The 24471-nt window shown below is 40.2% G+C and carries 26 protein-coding genes, 3 tRNA genes and 3 pseudogenes; 16 read left to right on the top strand and 16 right to left on the bottom strand.

Features of this window, described 5'->3' with window-relative positions; genetic code table 11:
• A pseudogene (locus tag HX743_RS03535) lies at window positions 1–525 on the bottom strand (transposase); the annotation flags it as partial.
• A gap of 70 nt (window positions 526–595) precedes the next feature.
• Between HX743_RS03535 and HX743_RS16550 the strand changes: the two are divergent.
• The 3 genes and pseudogenes from HX743_RS16550 to HX743_RS03525 all read left to right on the top strand — a co-directional run.
• A pseudogene (locus HX743_RS16550) lies at window positions 596–727 on the top strand (IS982 family transposase); the annotation flags it as partial.
• Window positions 728–739: 12 nt separating this feature from the next.
• A pseudogene (locus HX743_RS03530) lies at window positions 740–1144 on the top strand (1-acyl-sn-glycerol-3-phosphate acyltransferase); the annotation flags it as partial.
• Window positions 1145–1242: 98 nt separating this feature from the next.
• Window positions 1243–1992 (top strand): YebC/PmpR family DNA-binding transcriptional regulator, encoded by a 750-nt coding sequence (locus tag HX743_RS03525; protein WP_178318524.1) that lies wholly within the window; start codon window positions 1243–1245, stop codon window positions 1990–1992.
• A gap of 76 nt (window positions 1993–2068) precedes the next feature.
• On the opposite strand, the gene HX743_RS03520 is transcribed toward HX743_RS03525, so the two are convergent.
• Both HX743_RS03520 and HX743_RS03515 read right to left on the bottom strand, forming a co-directional pair.
• Window positions 2069–2539 (bottom strand): Lrp/AsnC family transcriptional regulator, encoded by a 471-nt coding sequence (locus tag HX743_RS03520; RefSeq protein WP_178318523.1) that lies wholly within the window; start codon window positions 2537–2539, stop codon window positions 2069–2071.
• Window positions 2540–2994: 455 nt separating this feature from the next.
• Window positions 2995–3759 (bottom strand): glutathione S-transferase family protein, encoded by a 765-nt coding sequence (locus tag HX743_RS03515; RefSeq protein ID WP_178318522.1) that lies wholly within the window; start codon window positions 3757–3759, stop codon window positions 2995–2997.
• A gap of 267 nt (window positions 3760–4026) precedes the next feature.
• On the opposite strand from HX743_RS03515, the gene ychF reads away from it, so the two are divergent.
• Entirely contained in the window at window positions 4027–5118 is a 1092-nt protein-coding gene (ychF, locus tag HX743_RS03510) for a redox-regulated ATPase YchF (RefSeq protein WP_178318521.1), read from the top strand.
• 127 nt (window positions 5119–5245) lie between these two features.
• On the opposite strand, the gene HX743_RS03505 is transcribed toward ychF, so the two are convergent.
• The gene (locus tag HX743_RS03505) at window positions 5246–5737 is read right to left on the bottom strand and encodes a hypothetical protein (protein ID WP_026438320.1); all 492 of its coding nucleotides are present in this window, start codon (window positions 5735–5737) and stop codon (window positions 5246–5248) included.
• Between the two features lie 119 nt (window positions 5738–5856).
• On the opposite strand from HX743_RS03505, the gene HX743_RS03500 reads away from it, so the two are divergent.
• From HX743_RS03500 to dapC, 5 genes are all read left to right on the top strand, one after another.
• Entirely contained in the window at window positions 5857–6594 is a 738-nt protein-coding gene (locus tag HX743_RS03500; RefSeq protein WP_171062558.1) for an AzlC family ABC transporter permease, read from the top strand.
• The gene (gene ygaH, locus HX743_RS03495; protein ID WP_004971441.1) at window positions 6591–6938 is read left to right on the top strand and encodes an L-valine transporter subunit YgaH; all 348 of its coding nucleotides are present in this window, start codon (window positions 6591–6593) and stop codon (window positions 6936–6938) included. Before HX743_RS03500 ends, ygaH begins: the two co-directional genes overlap by 4 nt.
• 181 nt (window positions 6939–7119) lie before the next feature.
• A complete protein-coding gene (gene purT / locus HX743_RS03490) occupies window positions 7120–8337 on the top strand; it encodes a formate-dependent phosphoribosylglycinamide formyltransferase (RefSeq protein WP_178318520.1) in 1218 nt (405 codons plus the stop codon).
• Between the two features lie 27 nt (window positions 8338–8364).
• Window positions 8365–11031, top strand: coding sequence for a [protein-PII] uridylyltransferase (glnD, locus tag HX743_RS03485; protein ID WP_178318519.1), 2667 nt, complete (start codon window positions 8365–8367; stop codon window positions 11029–11031).
• 20 nt (window positions 11032–11051) lie between these two features.
• Entirely contained in the window at window positions 11052–12221 is a 1170-nt protein-coding gene (gene dapC / locus HX743_RS03480; protein ID WP_178318518.1) for a succinyldiaminopimelate transaminase, read from the top strand.
• A 73-nt stretch (window positions 12222–12294) separates the two neighbouring features.
• On the opposite strand, the gene HX743_RS03475 is transcribed toward dapC, so the two are convergent.
• On the bottom strand, window positions 12295–12774 hold the full coding sequence (locus tag HX743_RS03475) for a glutathione peroxidase (RefSeq protein WP_019836246.1): 480 nt from the start codon (window positions 12772–12774) through the stop codon (window positions 12295–12297).
• Window positions 12771–13190 carry a peptide-methionine (R)-S-oxide reductase MsrB gene (gene msrB, locus HX743_RS03470; protein WP_096902313.1) on the bottom strand — a complete coding sequence of 140 codons (420 nt, stop codon included), beginning with the start codon at window positions 13188–13190 and terminating at the stop codon, window positions 12771–12773. Before msrB ends, HX743_RS03475 begins: the two co-directional genes overlap by 4 nt.
• A 153-nt stretch (window positions 13191–13343) precedes the next feature.
• Here msrB and HX743_RS03465 point away from each other — a divergent pair, with 153 nt between their 5' ends.
• Both HX743_RS03465 and gloB read left to right on the top strand, forming a co-directional pair.
• Window positions 13344–14579 (top strand): pyridoxal phosphate-dependent aminotransferase, encoded by a 1236-nt coding sequence (locus HX743_RS03465; protein WP_178318517.1) that lies wholly within the window; start codon window positions 13344–13346, stop codon window positions 14577–14579.
• A 209-nt stretch (window positions 14580–14788) separates the two neighbouring features.
• Window positions 14789–15520: a hydroxyacylglutathione hydrolase gene (gene gloB / locus HX743_RS03460; protein ID WP_178318516.1), complete on the top strand. Its 732-nt coding sequence runs from the start codon at window positions 14789–14791 to the stop codon at window positions 15518–15520.
• 47 nt (window positions 15521–15567) lie between these two features.
• On the opposite strand, the gene HX743_RS03455 is transcribed toward gloB, so the two are convergent.
• The gene (locus HX743_RS03455) at window positions 15568–15840 is read right to left on the bottom strand and encodes a hypothetical protein (RefSeq protein ID WP_178318515.1); all 273 of its coding nucleotides are present in this window, start codon (window positions 15838–15840) and stop codon (window positions 15568–15570) included.
• Between the two features lie 420 nt (window positions 15841–16260).
• Between HX743_RS03455 and HX743_RS03450 the strand changes: the two genes are divergently transcribed.
• The gene (locus tag HX743_RS03450) at window positions 16261–16464 is read left to right on the top strand and encodes a hypothetical protein (RefSeq protein ID WP_004971452.1); all 204 of its coding nucleotides are present in this window, start codon (window positions 16261–16263) and stop codon (window positions 16462–16464) included.
• Between the two features lie 244 nt (window positions 16465–16708).
• On the opposite strand, the gene HX743_RS03445 is transcribed toward HX743_RS03450, so the two are convergent.
• The 5 genes from HX743_RS03445 to HX743_RS03425 all read right to left on the bottom strand — a co-directional run bounded on the left by HX743_RS03445 (window position 16709) and on the right by HX743_RS03425 (window position 19509).
• Window positions 16709–16793, bottom strand: a tRNA-Leu gene (locus HX743_RS03445).
• Window positions 16794–16829: 36 nt separating this feature from the next.
• Window positions 16830–16903: transfer RNA gene (locus HX743_RS03440), tRNA-Trp, on the bottom strand.
• Window positions 16904–16936: 33 nt separating this feature from the next.
• Window positions 16937–17021: transfer RNA gene (locus HX743_RS03435), tRNA-Leu, on the bottom strand.
• A 117-nt stretch (window positions 17022–17138) separates the two neighbouring features.
• The gene (locus HX743_RS03430; RefSeq protein ID WP_178318514.1) at window positions 17139–17990 is read right to left on the bottom strand and encodes a protein kinase; all 852 of its coding nucleotides are present in this window, start codon (window positions 17988–17990) and stop codon (window positions 17139–17141) included.
• Complete coding sequence (locus HX743_RS03425; RefSeq protein WP_178318513.1) at window positions 17980–19509, bottom strand: DUF3336 domain-containing protein; 1530 nt, start codon at window positions 19507–19509, stop codon at window positions 17980–17982. Before HX743_RS03425 ends, HX743_RS03430 begins: the two co-directional genes overlap by 11 nt.
• Window positions 19510–19694: 185 nt before the next feature.
• Between HX743_RS03425 and HX743_RS03420 the strand changes: the two genes are divergently transcribed.
• On the top strand, window positions 19695–20567 hold the full coding sequence (locus tag HX743_RS03420; RefSeq protein WP_096902520.1) for an ATP-binding protein: 873 nt from the start codon (window positions 19695–19697) through the stop codon (window positions 20565–20567).
• A 76-nt stretch (window positions 20568–20643) separates the two neighbouring features.
• On the opposite strand, the gene HX743_RS03415 is transcribed toward HX743_RS03420, so the two are convergent.
• The gene (locus HX743_RS03415; RefSeq protein WP_178318512.1) at window positions 20644–20955 is read right to left on the bottom strand and encodes a hypothetical protein; all 312 of its coding nucleotides are present in this window, start codon (window positions 20953–20955) and stop codon (window positions 20644–20646) included.
• Window positions 20956–21309: 354 nt separating this feature from the next.
• On the opposite strand from HX743_RS03415, the gene HX743_RS03410 reads away from it, so the two are divergent.
• On the top strand, window positions 21310–21567 hold the full coding sequence (locus HX743_RS03410) for an EexN family lipoprotein (protein WP_004971457.1): 258 nt from the start codon (window positions 21310–21312) through the stop codon (window positions 21565–21567).
• Between the two features lie 94 nt (window positions 21568–21661).
• Here the strand turns inward: HX743_RS03410 and tsaD are convergent, their stop codons facing one another.
• Window positions 21662–22678, bottom strand: coding sequence for a tRNA (adenosine(37)-N6)-threonylcarbamoyltransferase complex transferase subunit TsaD (gene tsaD / locus HX743_RS03405; RefSeq protein WP_004971458.1), 1017 nt, complete (start codon window positions 22676–22678; stop codon window positions 21662–21664).
• Window positions 22679–22824: 146 nt separating this feature from the next.
• Between tsaD and rpsU the strand changes: the two genes are divergently transcribed.
• Window positions 22825–23040, top strand: a complete 216-nt coding sequence (gene rpsU / locus HX743_RS03400) for a 30S ribosomal protein S21 (RefSeq protein WP_001136722.1) — start codon at window positions 22825–22827, stop codon at window positions 23038–23040.
• A 31-nt stretch (window positions 23041–23071) separates the two neighbouring features.
• Window positions 23072–23518 (top strand): GatB/YqeY domain-containing protein, encoded by a 447-nt coding sequence (locus HX743_RS03395; RefSeq protein WP_178318529.1) that lies wholly within the window; start codon window positions 23072–23074, stop codon window positions 23516–23518.
• Between the two features lie 153 nt (window positions 23519–23671).
• On the opposite strand, the gene HX743_RS03390 is transcribed toward HX743_RS03395, so the two are convergent.
• Both HX743_RS03390 and HX743_RS03385 read right to left on the bottom strand, forming a co-directional pair.
• Window positions 23672–24034 (bottom strand): hypothetical protein, encoded by a 363-nt coding sequence (locus HX743_RS03390; RefSeq protein WP_004971462.1) that lies wholly within the window; start codon window positions 24032–24034, stop codon window positions 23672–23674.
• 60 nt (window positions 24035–24094) lie between these two features.
• Complete coding sequence (locus HX743_RS03385) at window positions 24095–24469, bottom strand: GFA family protein (RefSeq protein WP_096902524.1); 375 nt, start codon at window positions 24467–24469, stop codon at window positions 24095–24097.
• Between the last annotated feature and the right edge of the window lie 2 nt (window positions 24470–24471).

The following is a 24471-nucleotide window of genomic DNA, read 5'->3' as shown; positions in this document are numbered from 1 at the left end:
GCTTGTGATTCCAGCAGCAACTCTCAACATGCCGTAAATACGAGAAGCACAAACCAAAGCCCCAATCGGAATTTTCCTCAGTGAGTTCAATGAGCTGTTCAGCAATGAGTGCATTGTCATCGCTGAGTTTGGCTTGATAGCGGTAGCAGGTTTCACTAATGCCAAATGCTTTACAAGCCAAACGAATACTAATGGCATGCTGGGCAACTGCCTGTTGTGCCATCTTACGCCGGCAAGATGGCTTTACCCTTGCGCAGCAGTGCTGCTCATTGCCATCGCTTTCTGGATGATTTCGGCCTTTAATCGCTCTTCCGCATACATCTTTTTAAGTCTGGTATTTTCGGCTTCTAGCTCTTTCAGTCGAGCCATTAATGATGTATCCATACCACCATATTTGGCACGCCATTTATAAAAGGTGGCATTACTCATGCCGTGTTCACGGCAAAGGGTCGCTACAGGTGTGCCAGATTCTGCCTGTTTCAATATGGACATGATCTGACTGTCAGTAAATTTAGATGTTTTCATGCAGAATCTCCTGCTCGTATCTTAAGAGAAAATTCTACTTTTAGATCCTATTATTTTTAGGGGGGATTACCAATACAATTTAGTAACGAGTAAAGCACGTAGTATTCATGGATTTTTTAGTGGAATATATGCTTCGTTATGTGCATATCAATTAACCCATCGGAATAAGCCAATAATTCAAATTATGGAATCATCGGCTTAAGCAGGATTCCGATTAATTAAAAAAGAGCTTTTTAAAGGACCGCTTAAACCTACTTTGGAAAAAATCGGCGGCATTCCAGTCGACCGTAAATCTAGCAAAGATGTAGTTTCACAAATGGTTGAACTTTTTGATCAAAATGAACATTTCAATTTGGTCATTGCACCTGAAGCAACTCGTGCAAAAACTGGTGAAGCCCGCAAGCCAATTCGTACAGGTTTTTGGCATATTGCCAAAGCAGCCAATGAGCCTATCGTTTTAATGTATGCCAACTCACAAACTAAAGTAGGCGGGATTATTGGAAAAATTTATCCGACAGATTTAGATCACGATATTGCACTTATCCAACAATTATATAAAGAGCACGTAGGCTTAGACATTATTATCCCTGAGCCAAAAACATCGCCAAGCAATGGTTAAAAACCTAAAACTCTGCCCTTTATCTAAAAAAAGGGCTTATGTTAGAATGGGCGCAATTTTGATAGGCATACTGCCAATCTGTAAGGAGCAAAGTTCGCATGGCGGGTCATTCCAAGTGGGCCAACATTAAGCATCGTAAAGCCAAACAAGATGCTAGTCGTGGTAAGTTGTTTACCAAATTTATTCGTGAATTAACAACTGCTGCAAAGCTCGGCGGTCCAGATGCGGCAAGTAACCCTCGTTTACGTGCTGTTGTGGAAAAAGCACTTTCAGTTAACATGACACGTGACGTCATTAACCGTGCCATCCAGCGTGGTGCAGGCGGTGAAGATAACGACGATCTTAAAGAAGTAACCTATGAAGGTTATGGTGTTGGTGGTGTTGCTGTTATTGTAGAAACCATGACAGACAACTTAAACCGTACCGTGCCAGATGTACGTCACTGTTTCTCTAAGACTGACGGTAACTTAGGCACAAATGGTTCTGTAGCGTTTCTATTCACAAAACGTGGGGAAATTTCATTTGAAGATTCCTCTTTAGAAGATCAAGTCATGGAGGTTGCTTTAGAGGCTGGCGCAGAAGATATTGAAGTGTCTGAAGATGGCATTTTGGTTATTACCACGCCAGAAGCTTTTGGTACAGTTCAAGATGCGCTAACAGCAGCAGGTTTGAAATCTGACAATGCTGAAGTGGTCATGAGTCCATCGACTAAAGCAGAAATTACGGACATCGACCAAGCGAAAAAAATCATGAAAATGATTGATATGCTTGAAGATTTAGATGATGTTCAAAACGTATATACCAACGTGGAATTCTCCGATGAGGTTTTAGCACACTTAGACGCCTAATCTGTCTAAGTGCAATTCCTAAAAACGCACGTTCTCGTGCGTTTTTTAATAGATCACGCAAAATAATTCTAATGAATTAAACTTTATTTAATAAACCATGACAGTTTAAAACATCATATTCTTTAATCACAAAACTAGAATGCAAACCTGCCACATGCTCAATTTTACCAATCCGCTTTAGTAAAATTTCACTGTAATTTTCCATATCTCGCGCCACAACCTCTACAATAAAATCTGCAGTCTGACCTGTCACCAAAAATGCGCGTATCACTTCAGGAATACTTTCCAGTTCATCCAAAAATTTGGCAAAAATATCAGTATCGTGTTTGCTCAAAGATACCTGCAACAACACATGTAAACTAAAACCCAGTTTTTGATAATTAATTTCACGCTTTAAACCTGAAATAATTTTATGATCGATCAGACTTTTAATACGTCGATGCACTGAACTTACCGACAGATTAACCCGCTCGGAAAGCTCATTTAAATTGACATCTTCATAGCTTAAAATTTCTAAAATATGCTTATCGTAACGATCCAATTCCATTTTAAGCACTCAATTTAATCAGATAAAAATTAAACACATACCACCATTATACTTGAATTGTTTTGCAGACTAAGCATTTTTAATGAAAATTCTTTCCATTAGTAAAGCAAAATCTTTATCTTTTAGAAATAACCGCTGATCGCTAGAGCAACTACATTGACAAAAGGGATTTCACTGAACTTATTGTTTTAAAAAGTTTAAATTTTCAACAATCCAATAAATAACGGCTTCGTTCATAAATTGTCACAATCCTAGCCGTCTATTTTTTTCAAGTTTAAGAAATGTATTAAAAACAGATGTGCTCAACAATAAGTACAATGCGCTGCCAAACTCAGTACAGAATTTTAATTAGAATCACTAAAATTCTTTGTTCTAATTCTTGGCTCTAGGGTTTTAGCCATCAGCATACAAAAATAGGCACAGATTGCGCGTAGGTTTATTTAAGGCAATAACATTCAAATACCGCGCCAATCTACACGTGCGTTACGCTCAGTTTGATAAATACGAGAAACATATTGCCCTAAAGGCAAATCCAGCAAATACTTTTTATAATCTTTAAATTCTACAGAAATGACTTCATCGTGTTCTTTTTCCCACGGCGTACCTGAAATTTCTAAAATAGGTGCAAGCATCGAACACACTGAAATATCGGCTAACCCTAAACGCTCACCTACAAAATAACGTCCATAATTATCAATTAAATGTTGATTTAAAATGACAATTAATTCATCCATTCGCTGTTTAGATTCTGCGACTTTATCTTGATCAAGCTGATAACCCTTAGATACCAAAGCTTTAATAATTGGCTTGGAATATTTAGAAAATTGACGCAAATAGCCTTTTTCACCAATTAAAATTTCCAGAGGTTCTTCACTTTCAGATAGTGCATGCGCCAAACCCCAACGACGCACATGCTGCCCCAATTCATCAGCCAAAGTATTTATGGCTAAGGCATGTTTATATTGCTCAGCATCACTGCGTAACAAGGCATGTTCGGGATAAATATCGTCCAAATATAACGCAATTTGAGTCGAATCTGCTATCCAGCGCTCTTGATCACGTAAAATAGGTAATTTATTTTGCCCTGTTTTTAATTGGGCAAAAGCGCGATGCACACCTGGAATTAAGTTTTGCGCTTCATAATATAACTCTTTATGATCCAATAACCAGCGAGCTTTCTCACAAAAATGAGACAAAGGAAACTGGTATAAGATGCGCATAAAATCTCCATATTTAAATTTTGATATCCAAAGCAGTATCAATACTGTGCTTGTCATACTTTAGTCATAGCTTCTTATAATTACAATGTACTTTTTATTCAAAATACAGGCGAGACAGTCAACACTACAAAATCAATTCCTGTTAGACATTCAACAAATAACGCCAAGCAAACTGGATTGGAGAAACATCTGTTCGATGACCTGACTTTATCAGCCCTTTCATGTAAAATCGTGCCTAATTTTTAAATAACACGTTGTGAGTTATTCATGGGTTTTAATTGTGGTATTGTGGGCCTGCCAAACGTTGGTAAATCTACGCTTTTTAATGCTTTAACCAAAGCTGCAATTGCAGCGGAAAACTTCCCATTTTGTACCATTGAGCCAAATACAGGCATTGTACCTGTGCCAGATTCACGTTTGGATAAATTGGCGGAAATCGTAAATCCGCAACGTGTATTACCCACCACGATGGAATTTGTGGATATTGCAGGTTTGGTTGCAGGTGCATCTAAAGGTGAAGGTTTAGGTAACCAATTCCTTGCCAACATTCGTGAAACCGATGCAATTGCGCATGTGGTTCGTTGCTTTGAAGATGAAAACGTGATTCACGTAAATGGTAAAATTGACCCATTAGATGACATTGCAACCATTAATACCGAACTTGCTTTGGCCGATTTAGAAACGGTAAGCAAAGCCATTACACGCTTAGCAAAATCTGCCAAAGGTGGCGATAAAGAAGCTTTAGCGACCAAAGCCGTTTTAGAAAAAATTCAACCTTTACTAGATGATGGCAAGCCTGCGCGCGCAGCCAATTTAGATGATGATGAACGCAAATTGGTTCGTGGTTTTGGTTTATTAACCTTAAAACCAACCATGTATATTGCCAACGTGGCAGAAGATGGCTTTGAAAACAACCCGCACTTAGATGCAGTTAAACAACTTGCTGCAGAAGAAAATGCGATTGTGGTTCCTTTATGCAACCAAATTGAAGCCGAAATTTCATTGCTTGAAGATGAAGACCGTGCAGAGTTCTTAGAAGCTCTTGGTATGGAAGAACCAGGTCTGAACGTGGTGATTCGTGCAGGTTATGCGCTGTTAGGTCTGCAAACTTACTTTACTGCAGGCGTACAAGAAGTCCGCGCGTGGACAGTGAAAGTAGGTGCAACTGCACCACAAGCGGCAGGTGTAATTCACACTGACTTTGAAAAAGGCTTTATCCGCGCAGAATGTATTGCTTATGAGGATTTCGTACAATACAACGGTGAAGCAGGTGCAAAAGAAGCAGGTAAATGGCGCTTGGAAGGTAAAACTTATATCGTTCAAGACGGTGACGTTTTACACTTCCGCTTTAATGTCTAACTTGTTTTAATGCTTAATTTTAGAACAATCCTTGCAGCAAAGCATTGATTCAACAAAAAAACCTCGATGTAAGCATCGAGGTTTTTTATGGAAGATTCTGCATCACATCAATGCAAAGCAACCTCAACTAAGACTGTACCACATTACCCTTTTGTTTCGGGTCGGTATTACCCAATTCAGGATGCGCCAAAGCATCGGCACATTGTTTTTTATCACGTTCATAATCGGCTTGTTTTTGTGCAAGACTGCTTGAACTGTCAATCGTCGCACGTGCCCAAATTTCCAAACTGGTCAAGGCCTTACGACACAGCGCATATTTCCCTTCCGTTACAGAGTCGGTCATTTTGACATTAATACGCCAGTCGGTACTTAATTTACGGGCAGGTTTGCGGACTTTATCTTCAATTAAGTTACGCTGTTTACGATACACGTACGGCTCAACTTCATTCATTAATTCCCACGCGGCTTGCGCATACACAGTCGCATCATTGGTGAGTTTTGGCGCAGGCTTAATTTCTACTGTTTTTTGCGGGTTGTTGTCATTGCTACACGCTTGCAATAACAGGCTACTGCATAACATTGAAGCAAGCAGGATTACAGGTGTTTTCAATTTCAACATATCGGTTCGCCCATACAAACAATTCGGCATCATGCTAATGAATTCAAGTATAATACACAATCTTCATTTGACCCATCGTTCAACTTTCTCCCACAAGGTGTGTCGTGTCCGTACACAATATTCAAACTGCGCCCGCAGCAAGTTTTTGGCAAGGTGCAAAAGATAGTCAGGCGATTATTTTCACCTATCTGCCTGTTTCTTTTGCTTTTGGTGTTTCTGCAACTCAATTCGGCTTTAGCGCATGGGAAGCCTTATTTTTATCTTGCTCGATGTATGCAGGGGCGAGTCAATTTTTAGTCGTTGCCTTATTGGGCAGTGGAACTTCAATCTGGATGACCGCATTAACGGTAATCGCCTTGGATATTCGACATTTACTTTACGGCCCGGCCTTACAAAACCTGATTCAAGATCGTTTAAACCTCAAAAAAACTGCAATTTGGTCATGGGGTCTGACCGATGAAGTTTTTGCCTCAGGCATGATTAAACTGTCACAGCGCCGTCAGGAATGGTCTGAATCATGGATGCTTGGACTGAGTTTATTTAGTTGGTTGTCTTGGGCATTAGGCTCTTTGTTAGGCGGATTATTTGCCGATCAAGTCACTAAAATGCCACAGTTTTTGCAAGCGGCGCTCGATTTTTTATTGCCTGCTTTATTTCTTAGCTTCTTATTGGCAGCATTTGAAAAGAAACACACCTTTGTCGTGGGAATCACCATTCTAGTATCTGCCGTAGCTTGTTATTTTATTGACTTATCTGCTGCAATTTTTATTGGGATTTCTTCAGGTATTTTGGCGGGATTATTTAAACACTATGTTTTAAAACAACCCGACCCTGAACATACAGGAGCAAAATCATGAGTTTAGAAATTATTTTGGTCGGTATTATGGTCGGTATCGCAAACTTCGCCTCACGTTTTGGGCCATTTTTTGTGATTCAAAAGTTTCAACAAGGCTCACAGCAACGTGGTGCTTTATGGCTTAAAATCGCTTTGGGCAGCATTGGTATAGCCGCAATTAGCTCTATGCTTGTGGTTGCAACCTTGCCACCTTTGCTTGAAACACCCAATAAAAGTTTTGCGATGTTAATTGGCTTTTTAGTACTCACAGGTTTGTATTTTAAGTTTAAGAAAATCGTCCCTGCCACGCTTACCGCAGCCATCACCTATGGTTTAATTTATACCTATGTGCCATTTTCGTTCTAATGTTGCTGAAATTTAGAGGTTGGATCGCCCAAATGAGCTATTTCAGGATTCAGCCCTAATTACTATAAAGCACTGAATGCAATACAACGAGATGACAAAATCATGATTTTATTGCAAACAGGGCTTAACTCATGGAACAGTTCTGCTATGCTAAAAGCCCACTTTAGCAAGGACGATTCACATGAGCGTGACCATTGGTACTCCCCTTCAATCTTCTGCTTTCAAGGTTTTGCTATTGGGTTCAGGGGAACTCGGTAAAGAGGTGGTAATTTCACTGCAACGCTTAGGCGTAGAAGTACATGCCGCCGATCGCTACGACCATGCGCCAGCCATGCAAGTCGCACATTATGCTTATACTTTAAACATGGCAGATGCCACAGAATTAAAACAACTGATTGAAAAAATTCAACCCAATTTAATTGTGCCTGAAATTGAGGCCATTGCGACATCAGTTTTACTTGAAATTGAAGCGCAAAATATTGCAACAGTGATTCCATCTGCCAAAGCGGTAAATTTGACCATGAACCGTGAAGGCATTCGTCGTTTGGCTGCAGAAGAATTAGGTTTGCCGACATCCGCTTATCGCTTTGCCAATTCTCTCGAATCTTTCCGCGCTGCATGTGATGACATTGGTTATCCAAACTTTGTGAAGCCTGTGATGTCATCTTCAGGCAAGGGACAATCGCGTGTCACCTGCTTTGATGAAGTTGATGCAGCTTGGGAATATGCCCAGACTGGCGGGCGCGTCAATCAAGGCACTGTGATTGTTGAATCACAAATTGACTTCGATTTTGAAATTACCTTATTAACCGTACGTGCTAAAAACCCAGAAACTGGTGCGATCGAAACTTCATATTGCGACCCAATTGGTCACCGTCAAGATGCAGGCGACTATGTAGAAAGCTGGCAACCTCAAGCCATGAGTGATGCTGCCTTGACTGAAGCCAAACGAATTGCACACAAAGTGACTACTGCCTTAGGTGGTTGCGGTATTTTTGGTGTAGAGCTGTTTGTGAAAGGCGATAAAGTCTGGTTCAGTGAAGTATCTCCACGTCCACACGACACAGGTTTGGTGACATTGGCTTCACAATTCCAAAGTGAATTTGAATTACATGCCCGCGCGATTTTAGGCTTACCTGTCAATACCACACGCCATAGCGTTGCAGCCAGTGCGGTGATTTATGCAGGTGTCGATGCAACGAATCTTTCATTTTCTGGCCTGAATCTTGCATTAGCACTTCCCGATACAGATTTACGTTTATTTGGCAAACCTGAAGGTTTTGAGCGTCGTCGTATGGGCGTTGCCACTGCACGAGCAGAAACCACAGAGCAAGCGCGTGAGCTAGCTCAGCATACTGCGGACACTGTTCGCGTACATTTAAACGAAAATCAAAATTAAGCTCGTCATTGCATAACGGAATTGTCCATGATCATTACATTACCCTTGCTGAATTATGTAAAAAGCAACCATGACATTCAGGCCATTAACCAATGGCGCACCGATGTCGAAAATCAGCTACAACAATGTTTTGAAAATGGACAATCCATTCGTGAAGTGATTTTGGCGCGTTCTAACCTGATTGATGAAGCGCTCACTTTCTTATGGCAACATGCTGAATTAGACAAAACCGATTTGAGCCTATTTGCAGTGGGCGGCTATGGGCGTAAAGAAATGCTGCCCTATTCCGATGTCGATATTATGGTGTTGTCGGAAGATGCAATCACATCAGAACAAGAACAACTTATTTCGACCTTTATTTCGTCTTTATGGGATGTTGGCAACTTCAAACCTGCCACCAGCGTGCGGACTATTCAAGACTGTGTGATTCAGGCAACCAGTGATTTAACTGTTGCAACTGCCTTGATTGAAGCGCGTTTAATTACAGGAAATCAGCAGCTTGCCAAATGGCCGCGTCGTATTGTTTCGCAGACTTGGACAGATAAAACCTTTTTTGATGCCAAAATGGAGGAGCAAAGCAAGCGTTACGCGCAGCACAATGACACCGAAAGTAATTTAGAACCTGATATTAAAAATGCTCCGGGCGGTATTCGTGACATCAACCAAATTGGCTGGATTGCCAAACGCCATTTTCGCGTCAATCGTATTTACGACTTGGTGCATTTAGGTTTTATTTCAGAATTTGAATTGGGTGTACTTGAAGAAGCCGAAAGCTTTTTATGGGAAATCCGTCATCATCTCCATCGTTTAACCAAACGTGATGAAAACCGTTTATTGTTTGATTATCAGCGAGATATTGCAGCAACTTTTGGCTATGTTCGAGAAGAAGGTAAACCGCAAAATTACCCGATTGAACAATTTATGAAGCGTTATTATCGCTCTGCACAGCAAGTTTCCACTTTAAATGAAATGTTGCTGGCCTATTTTAATGAGTCGGTCATTACCCCGCGTTTGCCTAATTATGAACGTAACATTGAAGAAATTAATGAAAATTTTAAACTGGTCGATGGCAAACTTGCCGTGCAGCACCACAAAATTTTCTCAGAAAAACCAAGCGCAATTTTAGAAATTTTCTATTTATTGGCCAATCGTCCTGAAATTGAAGGAATTCGCGCACGAACACTGCGCCTGCTGACACTTGCAGCCAAGCGTATTGACCAAAGTTTCCGTGATGATCCAACGCATCAAGCGCTGTTTATGGCAATTTTGCGCTCACCGCACCGCTTGTATAATACCTTGGTGACTATGAAACGCTTAGGTGTATTGGGCAATTACATCCCCGCTTTTGGTCAAATTACAGGTTTAATGCAATACGACTTATTCCATATTTATACAGTCGATGCCCACACTCTACTATTGCTGCGCAATTTAAGCCGCTTCAAAGAACCTGAATTTGCGAAAGATTTTCCTGTGGTCAGCTCGGTATTTCAACGTTTAGCCCGTCGTGACATTATTTATTTGGCTGCGATTTTCCATGATATTGCTAAAGGTCGTCGTGGTGATCACAGTGAACTTGGTGCGGTAGATGCGATTGAGTTTTGCCGTAAACACGGATTTACTGAACGTGAATGTAACCTTGTGGCATGGTTAGTCAAAAATCACTTGTTGATGTCAGTCACAGCACAGAAAAAAGATATTTCTGACCCCGATGTGGTCAAGGAATTTGCCGAAAAAATGGGAGATATGGAGCATTTAGATTATCTCTATACCTTAACGGTTGCTGATATTAATGCGACTAATCCAACACTCTGGAACTCATGGCGTGCATCCTTAATGCGCCAACTTTATACGCAAGCGCGTGATGTCATTCGCTCAGGACTTGGGCGTCCCGTCGATTATCAAATGCTGATTGAAGACACCAAATTTGCGGCAAGCGAGTTACTGGTTAAAGATTTTGAACTCAGTGCTGTTGAAAAAGTCTGGCAAGAACTGGGCGATGAATACTTTATTAAAGAATCTGCCGATGAAATTGCATGGCATACCCGCGCGATTTTGGAGCATGGCGATAATCCTGCACCATTAGTGCTCATGCGCGCGCACCGAAAATCAGCACAAGACGCAGTACAAATCTTTATTTACACGCAAGACCAACCCAACCTATTTGCCACAACTGTCGCTATTTTAGACCGCATGAACCTTGACGTTCAGGATGCACGAATTATTACTGCGACCAAAGCCTTTAGTTTGGATACTTACGTGGTCTTAGACCGTTTTGGCACACTCTTAACAGACCCTGAACGTGAAGAAATGGTGATTGAGGCTTTAGTGAATGCCTTGAGCCAGTCAGATAAATATCCGGGTCTGATGCAACGCCGCATTCCGCGTCAATTACGTCATTTTGACATTGAAAATACAGTAGAAGTGACTTTCAATGCAGCGCTGAATCAAAACATGGTCGAAATTGCCACACTAGATCATCCCGGGTTACTCGCCAAAATTGGCGGCTTGTTTATGATGCAAGGCTTAGATATTCACTCCGCCAAAATTGCCACCCTGGGCGAACGTGCCGAAGATATTTTCTTCGTCACCAAAAAAGATGGCAACCCAATGACAAAGTCTGAAGCAGATATCTTTGCCATCCAGCTCAAAGCTGCTTTAGATGAGGCCTCTAATCAGGTCTGTGGTCAACATTAACTTCAATTTACGGAACATCCATGAACTCAAGTTTGTCCTTATTACATCCTTACCCTTTTGAAAAGTTAAACAAACTATTTCAGGACGTACAACCTGCAAATTTGCCGTTAATTCCACTATCTATTGGCGAACCTAAACATCCTGCACCTGAATTTGTCAAACAAGCCATTATTGATAATTTTCAGCATTTATCGACTTATCCGAACAGCAAAGGTCTGCCTGAATTACGTCACAGCATTGCCAATTGGCTGACACAACGCTTTCATTTAAAGCAAGTTAATCCAGACACACAAGTTCTCCCCGTTTCAGGTACACGTGAAGCGATTTTTTCCTTCGTACAAGCCTTGATTCGACGTGAAGATGCGCCTTATGTAGTGATGCCCAATCCGTTTTATCAAATTTATGAAGGGGCAACTTTATTGGCAGGTGCTCAACCCTATTTCATCAATTGCACCGAAGACAATAATTACTTGGGTGATTTTGATGCTGTACCTGCAAAAGTCTGGGAAAAAACTGCTTTATTATTTGTCTGTACACCGGGAAATCCAACGGGTGCTGTCCTTTCAAAAGAACAATTTAAAAAGCTGATTGCCCTGTCAGATCAATATAATTTTGTCATTGCATCTGATGAATGTTATTCAGAATTATGGTTTGACCAAGCGCCTACAGGTTTACTGGAAGTCTGTGCCGAACTTGGACGCGATGACTACAAAAACTGCATCGTATTCCATTCTTTGTCTAAACGCTCAAACTTACCCGGCATGCGTTCAGGCTTTGTTGCGGGCGATGCCAACTTATTAAAACCTTATTTGCAATATCGTACCTATCATGGTGCGGCAATGCCTGTACAACATCAATTGGCATCTATTGCAGCTTGGGATGATGAACAGCACGTTGAAGATAACCGTATGCAATATCGCGCCAAGTTTGAATTATTCCAAACGGAACTTGGGCATTTACTGCCATTAAAAAAACCAGATGCAGGTTTTTATTACTGGCTCAAAGTCGACCATGATGAAAATTTTGCCAAAATATTGATGGAAAAAGCCCATATTAAAGTGCTTCCAGGGCGATATTTATCTCGTGAAACCGCACAAGGTAACCCAGGTGAAAACCATGTTCGCTTAGCTTTGGTTGCAGATTTGGCGCAATGTGAACAAGTAATTCAACGTCTTAAAGCGATTTTATAAGTTAATGATTTCAATTAAATTTAAGGCGATCATCTGATCGCCTTAATTATCTTACTTGCACAAGCGCAAGCCTTTATCGTAAAGCCTTTTCAATTTCCGCCTGCAAATCTTCAGGTTTTGTGGTCGGAGCAAAACGGTTCAACACCTTGCCATCTTTGCCAATTAAAAACTTGGTGAAATTCCATTTAATTCCGTTGCCCAAAATACCTTTACTATTATTGGTCAGGTAACGGAAAATCGCATGTGCTTCAGGACCTTTCACATCAATTTTGCTAAACATTGGAAAACTGACACCATAGTTTTTTTGGCAGAAGCTCCCAATTTGCTCATTGGAGCCCGGATCTTGCCCACCAAACTGATTGCACGGGAAGCCCAATATTTCTAGCCCCTGATCTTTATATTGTTGATATAACTTTTCTAAACCTGCAAATTGAGGCGTAAAACCACATTTACTGGCTGTATTTACAATCAACAAAACTTTCCCTTCATAATCACTAAAAGCTTTATTTTGTCCATCTAACAACTCGGCTTCAAATTGATAAATGTTAGTCATGGATAATTTCCCTCATCATTTTTTTCTTGTGTTTTGAGTTCTAAAGAAGCCGAATTGACACAATAGCGCAATCCTGTTGGCTGTGGACCATCATCAAAAACATGCCCTAAATGTGCGTCACAATGATGACAAACAATCTCAGTACGCTGCATGCCATGCGAACCATCCTGATGTTCTTCAATCACCCCAGGCTGGATTGGACGATAGAAACTTGGCCAACCGCTACCGCTGTCATATTTTGTTTCAGATGAGAATAGCGCTGTACCGCAACAACGACAGGTATAAATCCCCTCTTGTTTAGTATTCCAATATCTCCCCGTAAAAGCAGGCTCCGTGCCTTTTTGACGTGTAATCCGAAATTCCTCTGGTGATAACTCTCTTTGCCATTCTCGGTCTGTTTTATTGAGTTTTCCCATCACTAACTCCTTTAAATCTTTGACATTCAGTGTCATGCTTCAGTACTTCCATTTTTACGCTAGACCTTGCAAAATATCTAGCTAAATTTCAGCATAGATTGTGATATTTCAGTAATCTATAATTTATTTATCTTCTAATCATTGGATGGAACTATGTCCGTACTAGGTAACACGACTCCGCGCGAAATAAAAAAATCATCAAAACTTGAGCATGTATGCTACGACATTCGCGGACCTGTGTTACGAGCGGCCAATGAAATGGAAGAGGCCGGTCATAAAATTATTAAACTGAATATTGGCAACCCTGCCCCATTCGGTTTTGAAGCTCCACAGGAAATTATTAATGATGTCGCATTGAACTTGCCTAATGCGATTGGTTATACCGACTCCAAAGGGATTTTCCCTGCGCGTAAAGCGATTTGTCAGTACTATCAGCAAAAAGGCATTTTCGATATGCATGTCAATGATGTGTATATTGGCAACGGCGTGTCTGAACTGATTGTTATGGCGATGCAAGGCTTGTTAGACGATGGCGATGAAATGCTGGTACCAATGCCTGACTACCCGCTTTGGACTGCGGCAGTGAATTTATCGGGCGGTACTGCTATTCACTACAAATGTGATGAAGAAAACTTTTGGTATCCAGACATTGCCGATATGGAAAGCAAAATCACGCCAAATACGCGCGGTATTGTCATTATTAACCCGAATAACCCAACGGGTGCGGTTTATCCACGTCATGTGTTGGAACAAATTGTAGCATTGGCAAAAAAATATGACTTAATTTTATTTGCCGATGAGATTTACGACAAAATTATTTATGACGGCATTGAGCATGTTGCGGTTGCAGCTTTAGCGGGTGATCAGCTTTGTATTTCATTCAATGGCTTGTCTAAATCGTATCGCATTGCAGGCTTCCGTTCAGGCTGGATGGCGATTACAGGCGATAAATCACGCGCTGCAGACTACATTGAAGGTTTAGACATGCTTGCGTCTATGCGCTTGTGTGCTAATCATCAGGCGCAGTACGCGATTCAAACGGCATTGGGTGGTTATCAGTCTATCAATGACTTAATTCGTCCGGGTGGTCGTTTATACGAACAACGTAACATTGCATGGGAAATGCTGAACGACATTCCTGGCGTGTCTTGTGTCAAACCTGAGGGTGCAATGTATTGCTTCCCGAAACTTGATCCAAACGTCTATCCAATTGAAGATGACGAAAAGTTAATGCTCGATTTACTCAAAGCAGAAAAAGTTTTATTGGTTCAAGGTACAGGTTTTAACTGGCCAACGCCTGATCATTTCCGTGTCGTGTTCTTGCCTGCAGAAAATGAATTACGTGAAGCAATGACACGTTTAGGTCGTTTCTTGGGAAAAATCCGCTAAGATCAAACCGAATCTCTGTTTTAAAATGCCGTGTTGATCACGGCATTTTTTATGGATTTGATTTTTATTTCTATTTTATCTTTACATCTCTTGTTCATCATCAAGTGGTCACATAGCAAAGCGATACTCAGACACTTGGGGATACACTTTTACACGCCCGCAAAAGCATGCTGTAATAGCCACAAGCGATTAAGTTTCAGGAACTGAGCATGCACTACCAAGTTCATCTTATTGATGCGCAGAAACCATCACAAAACTATATTTGGTTGCTTGAACATTGTGCCAGCAAACAAGTGGTGGTGGTTGACCCAACTGATGCCAAACCTGTTGAAGGTTTTTGCCAAAATCATGGTTTAGAGATCGCGCAAATTTGGTTGACACATTGGCATCAAGACCATATTGGCGGTGTACCTGAACTCATTGCAGAACGTAATTTACCTGTTTATGGGCCACGTGAAGAATTGAGCAAAATTCCGTTTATCACGCATCCTTTACAAAACCAAGACCATATCAATTTTCATGATTTACAGGTCGATGTTATTGCCGTTCCGGGACATACCTTGGGGCATATTGTGTATTTTATAGATGCATTGGATGTATTGTTCTGTGGTGATACTTTATTTGCGATGGGCTGTGGACGTGTTTTTGAAGGTACACATTTGCAAATGTATCAATCTTTAAACCGATTGGCTGCCCTGCCTCCGCGTACCCAAGTATATTGCACCCATGAATATACATTGGCGAATGCTCAATTTGCACTGCATGTAGAACCCGACAATGTTGCCATTGAAGAGCGTTATCAACAGATTGAAAGTTTACGCATGCTTAATCAACCGACTTTACCAAGCAGCATCGAACTAGAACTGGAAACTAATCCATTTTTAAGAGCCGAAAGTGTCGAAGAATTTCAGAAATTACGTGAACTCAAAGACAACTTTTAAATTGAAATTTGGATAAGAAAGTGCATGATATTTCATATTTTCTCGGCTTATAAAATTTGATTACTGGCAGCAAACTCATCTAATTGAGTTTGTGTCACCACATGCACAGCATTCATTTCATCGACCCGCACCAAAAGCAAATTGGACAATGCGGGCTGATAACGGCGTGCACTGCCAAAAGGCGTATAAGCCACATTGGATTGTGAAGAAAATAGCAACCAATCTTCATGCCCAAGCATCACGGCAACAGGCTCTAGCCCTTGATTTTGCATCTGCTTCACTATGTGCTCAACCTGCTGTTGGATTGTTTGTGCAGTCATGTCTATTTTCCAAACCTTCAAACTCAACCATAGTATAAGCTAATGTCTATTTGGTACCGACATGCTCCACACTGATATGCATTGCGCTAAATTAAAGCTTTGCATGAAAACAATGGAAAATCTTCATGTGTTCATGCTGAAAATAAATACAGTCTAAAACCAAAAATCATTAACAAATTATTTCCAAGTCATCTTTTGGCAATATATCTAAGACCTTAAAATTAATTACGCCACCTCAGTTAAAATAATAAATATCAATAATTTACAAATAAATAATTCTTTTAAAATATTCTAATTGCTTAAAAGGACTTTAGATTTCTAAAAATCAGTGAAAAAAATGTCAAAGAAATACATTTCTGCCCTTTAAAAATTCAAGAAATATCCCTATTAATAATTAAATAAATGGATAGGAGTTCTCTCGTGAAAAAAGTTGTTAAAGCAAAAAATTTAATTGCGTTTCGTATTTGGTTAGAAAAATTAGGTTATTCAGTCAAAAATTTGGCGGATGGTCACGGTTTCACATTTAGCTTTCAAAAAGAATATGGTTTGGTCACTTGCGAGCTTTCTGGTAATGCTTTAGCAATGAAATTAGGCGAGGAATTTGAAGACCATTTAAAAGCATAAGTACTTATACAATATAGATAAGTATGCGATAACGGTTGAACTTGATAGGATGCAAAAATAAAAATTCAAATCGTATTTCATCAACACTTAAAGATGATCTTGCCCATAACCTGTTTATGGGCTTTTTTTTATACTGAACTTTAAATCTTAAAATACATCTAAGCCTTGTCAAAGAGATGCAATGATTTAAAGCTAAAATAACAGGCAATAAAAAAACAAGGTCATTGCCTTGCTCTTTAATGTATGGTGGGGACGGAGAGACTCGAACTCTCACACCTCGCGGCGCTGGAACCTAAATCCAGTGCGTCTACCAATTTCGCCACGTCCCCAACATTGGGTACCAACTCAGTTGTTGGATTTTAATTTGGCAGAGGATCAAGGATTCGAACCTTGACGAACGGTTTTGGAGACCGTCATGCTACCATTACACCAATCCTCTGTAACTTAAAATCAAGCTAGCTTGATGTTTAAGTGGTGGGGACGGAGAGACTCGAACTCTCACACCTCGCGGCGCTGGAACCTAAATCCAGTGCGTCTACCAATTTCGCCACGTCCCCGATGGCTGTGTATATTATAGAGATCACTTCCTGATGACAAGCCTTTTTTATAAAAAAGCGCAATGACTGTTTAAATAAAAAACAAAAAACTATTTTTTGATTTTTTCTTAAGCATATTCAGCCACTAAGCCATAATTTCAACTCTGCAATACTCGTTGCACGCTGCGAATAGGACTTTGCCAACATGTGATTCAGCAGTGGTAAAAATGCTTGTAGATGCGTAGAAAGTTGGATATGCAATCTTTGACAATGTAAATACGCCCAATCATGGTAACTATTTGCCTGCAAGCGTTGTTGCGTTAACCATTCATAAAAAATAATGCCTAAAGCATAAATATCACTTTGTGCAGTTTTGAGCTGTCCGTGAAATAATTCTGGTGCCATATAACGCGGTGTAGCGGTTATCTCCTGACATTGAATATCTGTAACTTTCTGTACTTGCTCAAAATCTAATAACTTGATTTGTCCATCAAACTGTACAAGATGTTCAGCTTTTAGGTCGGCATGAATCCAATCCAATTGATGCAATGCTTCTACTGTTTCAAAGACACGCCAAAATATGTGTTTAATCTCTTCTGTATGCTCAGGTAAATTACCCATCGCAAGAGCGGCTTTTGCTTCAGGCAAAATCAAAGCACGTGAATAGACCTGTGAATAATGAAATGAAATGTCATGTGAATTGCCATGCGACTGAATATGAATGGGTACAGCATCCATCAATTGACATGGCAATAAAAAAGATAAATGTGATGATTGCGCGTACTGTTTATAAAAGTTCCATTCTTGTGCAAAGCCCTGCTCGACTGTCCTATGAACACCTGGTTGTTGGGCTTTAAGCCAATAAAACTGCCCTTGATGTTCAAAACGATAGATATGCCGACCATGTTGCAAACTTTTTGCTTTACTACGCAACTCGAACTGCGCAGAATCTAACTGTTCAATATCCAAATTCAAAACATTAAACAACACTTACACCAGGGCGAATTTCTGCTGCGACTTCATTAGATACTGCTCTTTGAGTTGCAGTTAGTAACTCTAAGCAATGTTGCAAAGTTTTACCAACACGTGCATGCGTTTCAATTGATGAAATTTTGGGCCAAGTCGCGCGTTCGCCCTCACGCTGCAAAATTTTAAACAATTGTGGTTTCGGGTTTTGCAGCATATATGTGTAATGGCGCAGGTTGTAGCTTCCTACAATATTCACATCACCATAATAGCGCTGATCGACAATGCCATAGCCATGATCTAGCAAACGACGCACTGGCGGTACAGCTCCTGCGCGCTCACGTACAAAATCCATTACCCCACGACTAATGACTTTGCCCTGACGACGAATAATCCGTTCTGGCCAACTCAGCATATCTTTACGATAACGCTTAATATCATCCTGCATAAAAGGCACTACATGCGGATTGACCTGACTGGCGATGGTGTAGTTAATATTATACAAACGTGCCATTTTTTCCTGTGGGAAATCGCTACGCACACTGCCATCCACCCAACGGGTTTTACCCATATATGGAGTGTGTTCGCCATCATAACGCTTGTTGGTTAAACGTACTGGTGGAAATAAAATTGGCACAGCACACGAGGCCAACACCGCACTCCAAACCAACAAATCTGGCGCAGTGAAGCTGTTCATAATGCGTGAGTCTTGCGATGCATCATAAGGCGCAACCGCCACATTAATATGCAAACCTGATTTTTGAAAAGCTTCTTCAAACGTGGTATCGCCCAAGTTTTTGATCAGGAATTTTTTTAAATAATGCACATCGGCAATTCCACCATTGCCTTTAAGAATTTCGCGCATTTGTCTAAACTGAAATGCTTCGTGGAAAAATGACTCACCACCCAAAATATGCTGTACTTCTTCAGGTTTTGCGATGCCTAGCATTGCAGTCATTATTGCGCCCGCACTCGAACCCGACAGCACTTTTGGCATTAAGTCCTGCTCAAGTAAGGCCTTACAAACACCTGTATGAAACAAACCTAGCGTTGCCCCACCAGAGAACATCAAGGCAGGTTGTCCGTATGCAGTTTGGCATTGCTGAAAAAACTCTATTTTTTCTACTTTGGTTAAAGCCTGACATTCATCTGAAGCGACAAAAGCCAAACTTTTACTGACTTCATCCACATAATCTTCAATAATTTTTTTAGTACCCACATAGGTTGCAGTAAACAACATCGGATGGGCAATATTGGCTATGTCAAAAGTTAAACCTTCACGCAAAATATAAATTAAATCGTGACTGCGTTCGGTGGTGCGATAACGGCGTAATAAATTTAAACGATGCGAGATAATTTCCGCATCAAAATATGGCGAACTGTTGTCATATTTCCATTCTTGCGCACCAGTTTCTTCATCTATACGAATGGCAATACTTTTCCATTCTTCATACGATTCGGCATTTTGAATTTGGCGCTTGAGTTTTTTTATGCGATAGGCTTGATGCGGATTAACATCTTCGGTGAAATCTTTAAATAACATAGCATTCCTCAATCCGTTGGTTTATTCGCAGCACTACGCTTGCCTATGCCTACTATACACAACAATATCTAAAAAATTGTAATACGCGTCAATGACTCGATTCACACTTTGATTGTCAAATCTAGGTCAATTGCGCTAGTCTTAAAGTGTAGCAATCTGATCTGCATTTTTTAAGCTGAATTATCATGGCAAACCTAGATTTACCCGACAACATCTTATTATCACTTTCTCATGTACTCCAACAACTACAGCAAAGTTTACCTGCTTTAAAACAAGAAACCGACTTTTCCGCCATCGCATTCAAATGGCAAGATCGACAATTGATAGCGATTCAACAACCAAGAAAAATTGATTTAGATGATTTAAAAGGCATCGAAAAGCAAAAAGAAAAAGTCATTCAAAACACCTTGCAGTTTTTAAATGGCTTACCTGCCAATGATGTGTTACTTACAGGCTCACGCGGTACGGGAAAATCATCTATTGTACGTGCCCTATTGACCGAGTATGCCAATCAAGGATTACGTTTAATTGAAATTGAACGCGATGATTTGTCTGAATTGCCAGAAATTCAAAAAATCATTCAGCATCGTCCTGAAAAATTTATTGTCTACTGTGATGATTTAGCTTTTAACGCAGAAGATGAAAATTATCGTAGTTTAAAAAGTGTTTTAGATGGTTCATTACAATCAGGTTCCAGTAATTTTATTATTTATGCAACCAGTAACAGACGTCATCTATTACCTGAATTTATGCATGAAAATACACCTGTCACTCGTGTAGATGTACCGCAATATACTGAGTTGCATCCTCAAGAAGCAATTGAAGAGAAAATTTCACTGTCTGATCGCTTTGGTCTATGGCTGTCGTTTTATCCAATGGATCAAAATCTATATTTAGAAATTGTGGAGCATTATTTACACAAAGCCGAAATGCCAATGACTGCCGAAGTACGTGCAGAAGCATTAAGATGGTGTCAGGCACGTGGACAGCGTTCAGGGCGTGCTGCCTATCAATTTTCTAAACACTGGATTGGCTCGCAGCAACTTAAAGCACTTTAAATATTTTAATGGGTTGTTTGCATATAGAAGATAGTCAGCAACCCACTCTATTTAAACGCGCTAAATGACTGAGCGACTACTGACCTTGTTCTGCAGCAATCCGTGCCAATGTGTCTTTATAAAATTCTTCGCCATGCGCCTGCATTTCTGCCACAGTCAGCTCTCCTACATATACTTCTTGCGGTACTGTCGCTTCAGGTGTGATAGCCGAAGGATGAGTTGCTACAGTAGTCAAACGAGTCGGTACTTCGACCTGTTGGGCTGTCACTGAACTCGGCTGATTTTCTGTACTATTTATATTTTGCTGTATTGACTCAGCCCCTTCGCAAGCGGTCAATACCATCATCCCCATCACACAAATAATGCAAAATGTATTTTTAAATCGCATGTTTATCTCAATTGGTTTTATATTAAATATCTACCAAAAATCATAGTTTAAAGTTGAAAACACAACAATTGGACAGGATTCACAGATTTAAATACTGCTGTCAGCTACTTTATGGATTTCTATAAATTGTAGGATGAGTGCACAAAAAAAATAAAGAAGTTCTATTTGAAACCAATACGTGAAATAAAGTTTGGGATAGAATATGACTATAAAACTTCAAAAAAATTAAAAATATTTATATTGCAATTATTTAATTTTACTTAATAAGATCAACTTTAGTCCATTGTATTATTTTATGAACCCATTATTCGCTTAAGATGCAATCTCTTTAAAACAAACAACGGTTAAAAAATAATGTTTAAATTTAAAAATTTGTTAATTACAGTAAGTTTAATTACAACGCTTACAGCATGTACACAAGTGAAAACGCAAGAGTATTATGCCGAGAACTTAGATGAAGCTAAAAAAGTTTTGCAGAAGTGCGAAGAAATGGCCAATCAAGGTAAATCACTAGAAGGTAAAAAATTAGAAAACTGTACAAATGCAGGGAATGCTGTGATGCAAGGCATGATGAAAGATCTTACCAAAGGTTTAATGGACGCAGTTCGCTAAGTCTTAAGTATTCGTTTCTAATATTAATGTAAAAACTTAGCATAAAAGTCAGAGGCAGATTATTGCCTCTGATTGATTTTATGCTACGAACAACTTAACCCGCAGTTGGATTGGTAAGCTCCGTCATTGGCCAACGTGGTGTAGTCGTAACCGATAAACCATCTTGCTGCCCTGCTTTTAAACGCTGATAGCCCGCAAAAGCAATCATTGCACCATTGTCGGTGCACAATGCAGGTTCTGCATAATAAACCGTTGCACGAATTTTAGCTAAATCTGCTTCTAAACGCTCACGTAACCGAGTATTTGCACTCACCCCACCCGCGATCACCAAGCGTTTTAAACCTGTTTGTTTTAAAGCTTTTACCGATTTTTTCACCAAAGTATCAACAATCGCTTCTTGGAAACTTGCCGCAATATCGGCATCACGGTTTTCATCACCTAACTTTTTCATTTGTACTGAAACCGCAGTTTTTAAACCGCTAAATGAAAATTCTAAGCCTTGGTGCAACATTGGACGTGGAAATTCAAAAGCTTTGGCATCGCCTTGTTCAGCTAGTTTGGCGATATTTGGCCCACCCGGATACGGTAAACCCATCATTTTGGCAACTTTGTCAAAAGCCTCGCCTGCAGCATCATCAATCGACTCGCCTAACAATTCATATTGGCCAATGCCATAAGCTGCCATGAGCTGTGTATGTCCACCCGAAACCAATAAAGCGACAAACGGAAATTCTGGCGGTGTCGCAGACAATAATGGTGCAAGCATGTGCCCTTCCATGTGATGCACCCCAATTGCAGGTTTATTTAAGGCAAAAGCTAAAGTTCGTCCAAATAATGCGCCTGTCATGAGTGCGCCCATTAGCCCCGGCCCACGGGTATAAGCCACTGCATCAATTTCAGATTTTTTGACTTGGCTCTGCTCAAGCAATTGATTGATTAAAGGAATAAGTTTGCGCACATGGTCACGTGAAGCCAGTTCGGGTACCACACCACCATACTCTGCATGCAATTTAATTTGGCTATACAGTACTTGCCCGCGCAAACCTAACTCGCTGTCATACAGTGCAAGTCCTGTTTCATCACAAGATGTTTCTAAGCCTAAAACGATCATTAAATTGCCTATAACCTGTATCAATTCTATTGCGAAACCTATTATAGACTTGTGATATGAGATGTAAATGAGTAAAATACTGACCTTCACTTGTGATCGTGGGCAATTTCGCCCAGATCTTATCCATAACTTAATGAGGATTCTTCATGCCACAAGTTAAATTGAAAGAAGGCGAACCAGTAGACGTAGCTATCCGTCGTTTCAAACGTTCTTGCGAAAAAGCAGGTGTTTTAGCTGACGTACGTAAGCGTGAATTCTACGAAAAACCAACTCAAGAACGTAAGCGCAAAAAAGCTGCTGCTGTTAAACGCTACCAAAAGAAATTGGCGCGTGAATCAGTACGTACTACTCGCCTTTACTAATTAATTTGTGATTGCCTGTCTGGATTAAATGATGACGACTTTGAAAAACCAAATTACTGACGTTTTGAAAGCGACAATGCGCGCCAAAGAAATGCATAAGTTAACGGTAATTCGTAGTCTACAGGCGGCAATTAAGCAAATCGAAGTCGATGAGCGCAAAGAGCTTGACGATGCTCAGGTTCTTGCGGTCATTGAAAAGCAAATTAAACAAGGTAAAGAATCGGTTAAAGCCTTTGAAGGCGCTGGCCGAGAAGATTTAGCTAGTAAGGAACAAGCCGAAATTGAGGTGTTATCTCAGTTTCTACCAGAAGCTATGACTGAGGAAGAACTTGATTCCATGATTGCGCAAACCATTGAAGCGCAACAAGCTACTAGCATGAAAGATATGGGTAAGGTGATGAACTCTCTGCGTCCGCTCATAGCCGGGCGCGCCGATCCTGCTCAAGTATCTGCCAAAATTAAAGCCAAATTAAGCTAATTAGCTCACCCCAAATTTGTGCTTCTCCGAACACTGATTTAAATGTCAGATTAAGCCCGCTTTAATCTTTCTATCTAATGCTATTAAGTAAAATGCTAAACCTAGGATGAGATAGATTATCTATTCACCCTTAGACACTTCTGCTTTAACTTTTTACTTTAAATCGCAGTTCACTTGATATTTTTTCAGTAATTGCATTTCTTTAGATGTGCTGACCTGCTGAATCACGTCCTGTTTATTAATATTCTGATAACGACGATCCAAATAGGCACGGTTTTCATCTGCTGCCTGATATAAACGATCAACATAACGACTAACAATGCCGCAAAACTGCTGCTGTTGCTGCGGATTAAAACCCTGCTGTTGTGGGTTTAAGCCTCGTAAAAACTGTCGGGTATCTTGTTTATATTGCGCATTAATTTCTTCAACAGCCAACACATACTGCTCTGCACTCGCAGCATAGACATTTTGCAAGGTCATCCCCAAAGTAAGGCATAAATAAATATATTTTTTCATTTTCAAGTCAGGGTCGTTTCAACTCAAGTTCTATTTTAGCATTGTATATTCGGTGAATAACTATTCACACGACTCAATTGCCAAAAAGTTGGGTTTGTATTGCGCAAATGCTTGCTCACATGGTTCGGGAACTTTGCCTTGAGTCACTGTCCCTAAGCGTAAGCGAATAATATCGGGTAAATCTAGCCGATAAGAATAAATCGGGCTGCCACACTCCTGACAAAATACCCGTGCTTTATTGGGACTATGAAAATATTCTTTTAGATATTTTAAGCCACGCACCACTTCAAAATGTTCGCGTGCCACTGGACTATTCCATCCCATAATACCGCCTTGCGCACGACGGCAATGCTGGCAAAAACATAATATTGTTTTTTCAATTTCGGCATGGTAACGGTAATACACCGCACCACATAAACATTGTCCCTCAATCATTC

Origin of the sequence: Acinetobacter sp. Swhac1, from assembly GCF_013390985.1 — a bacterium.
Lineage (GTDB): Bacteria > Pseudomonadota > Gammaproteobacteria > Pseudomonadales > Moraxellaceae > Acinetobacter > Acinetobacter towneri.
The sequence above is the reverse complement of the archived record's forward strand: the minus strand, read 5'-3'. Positions and strand labels throughout refer to the sequence as shown.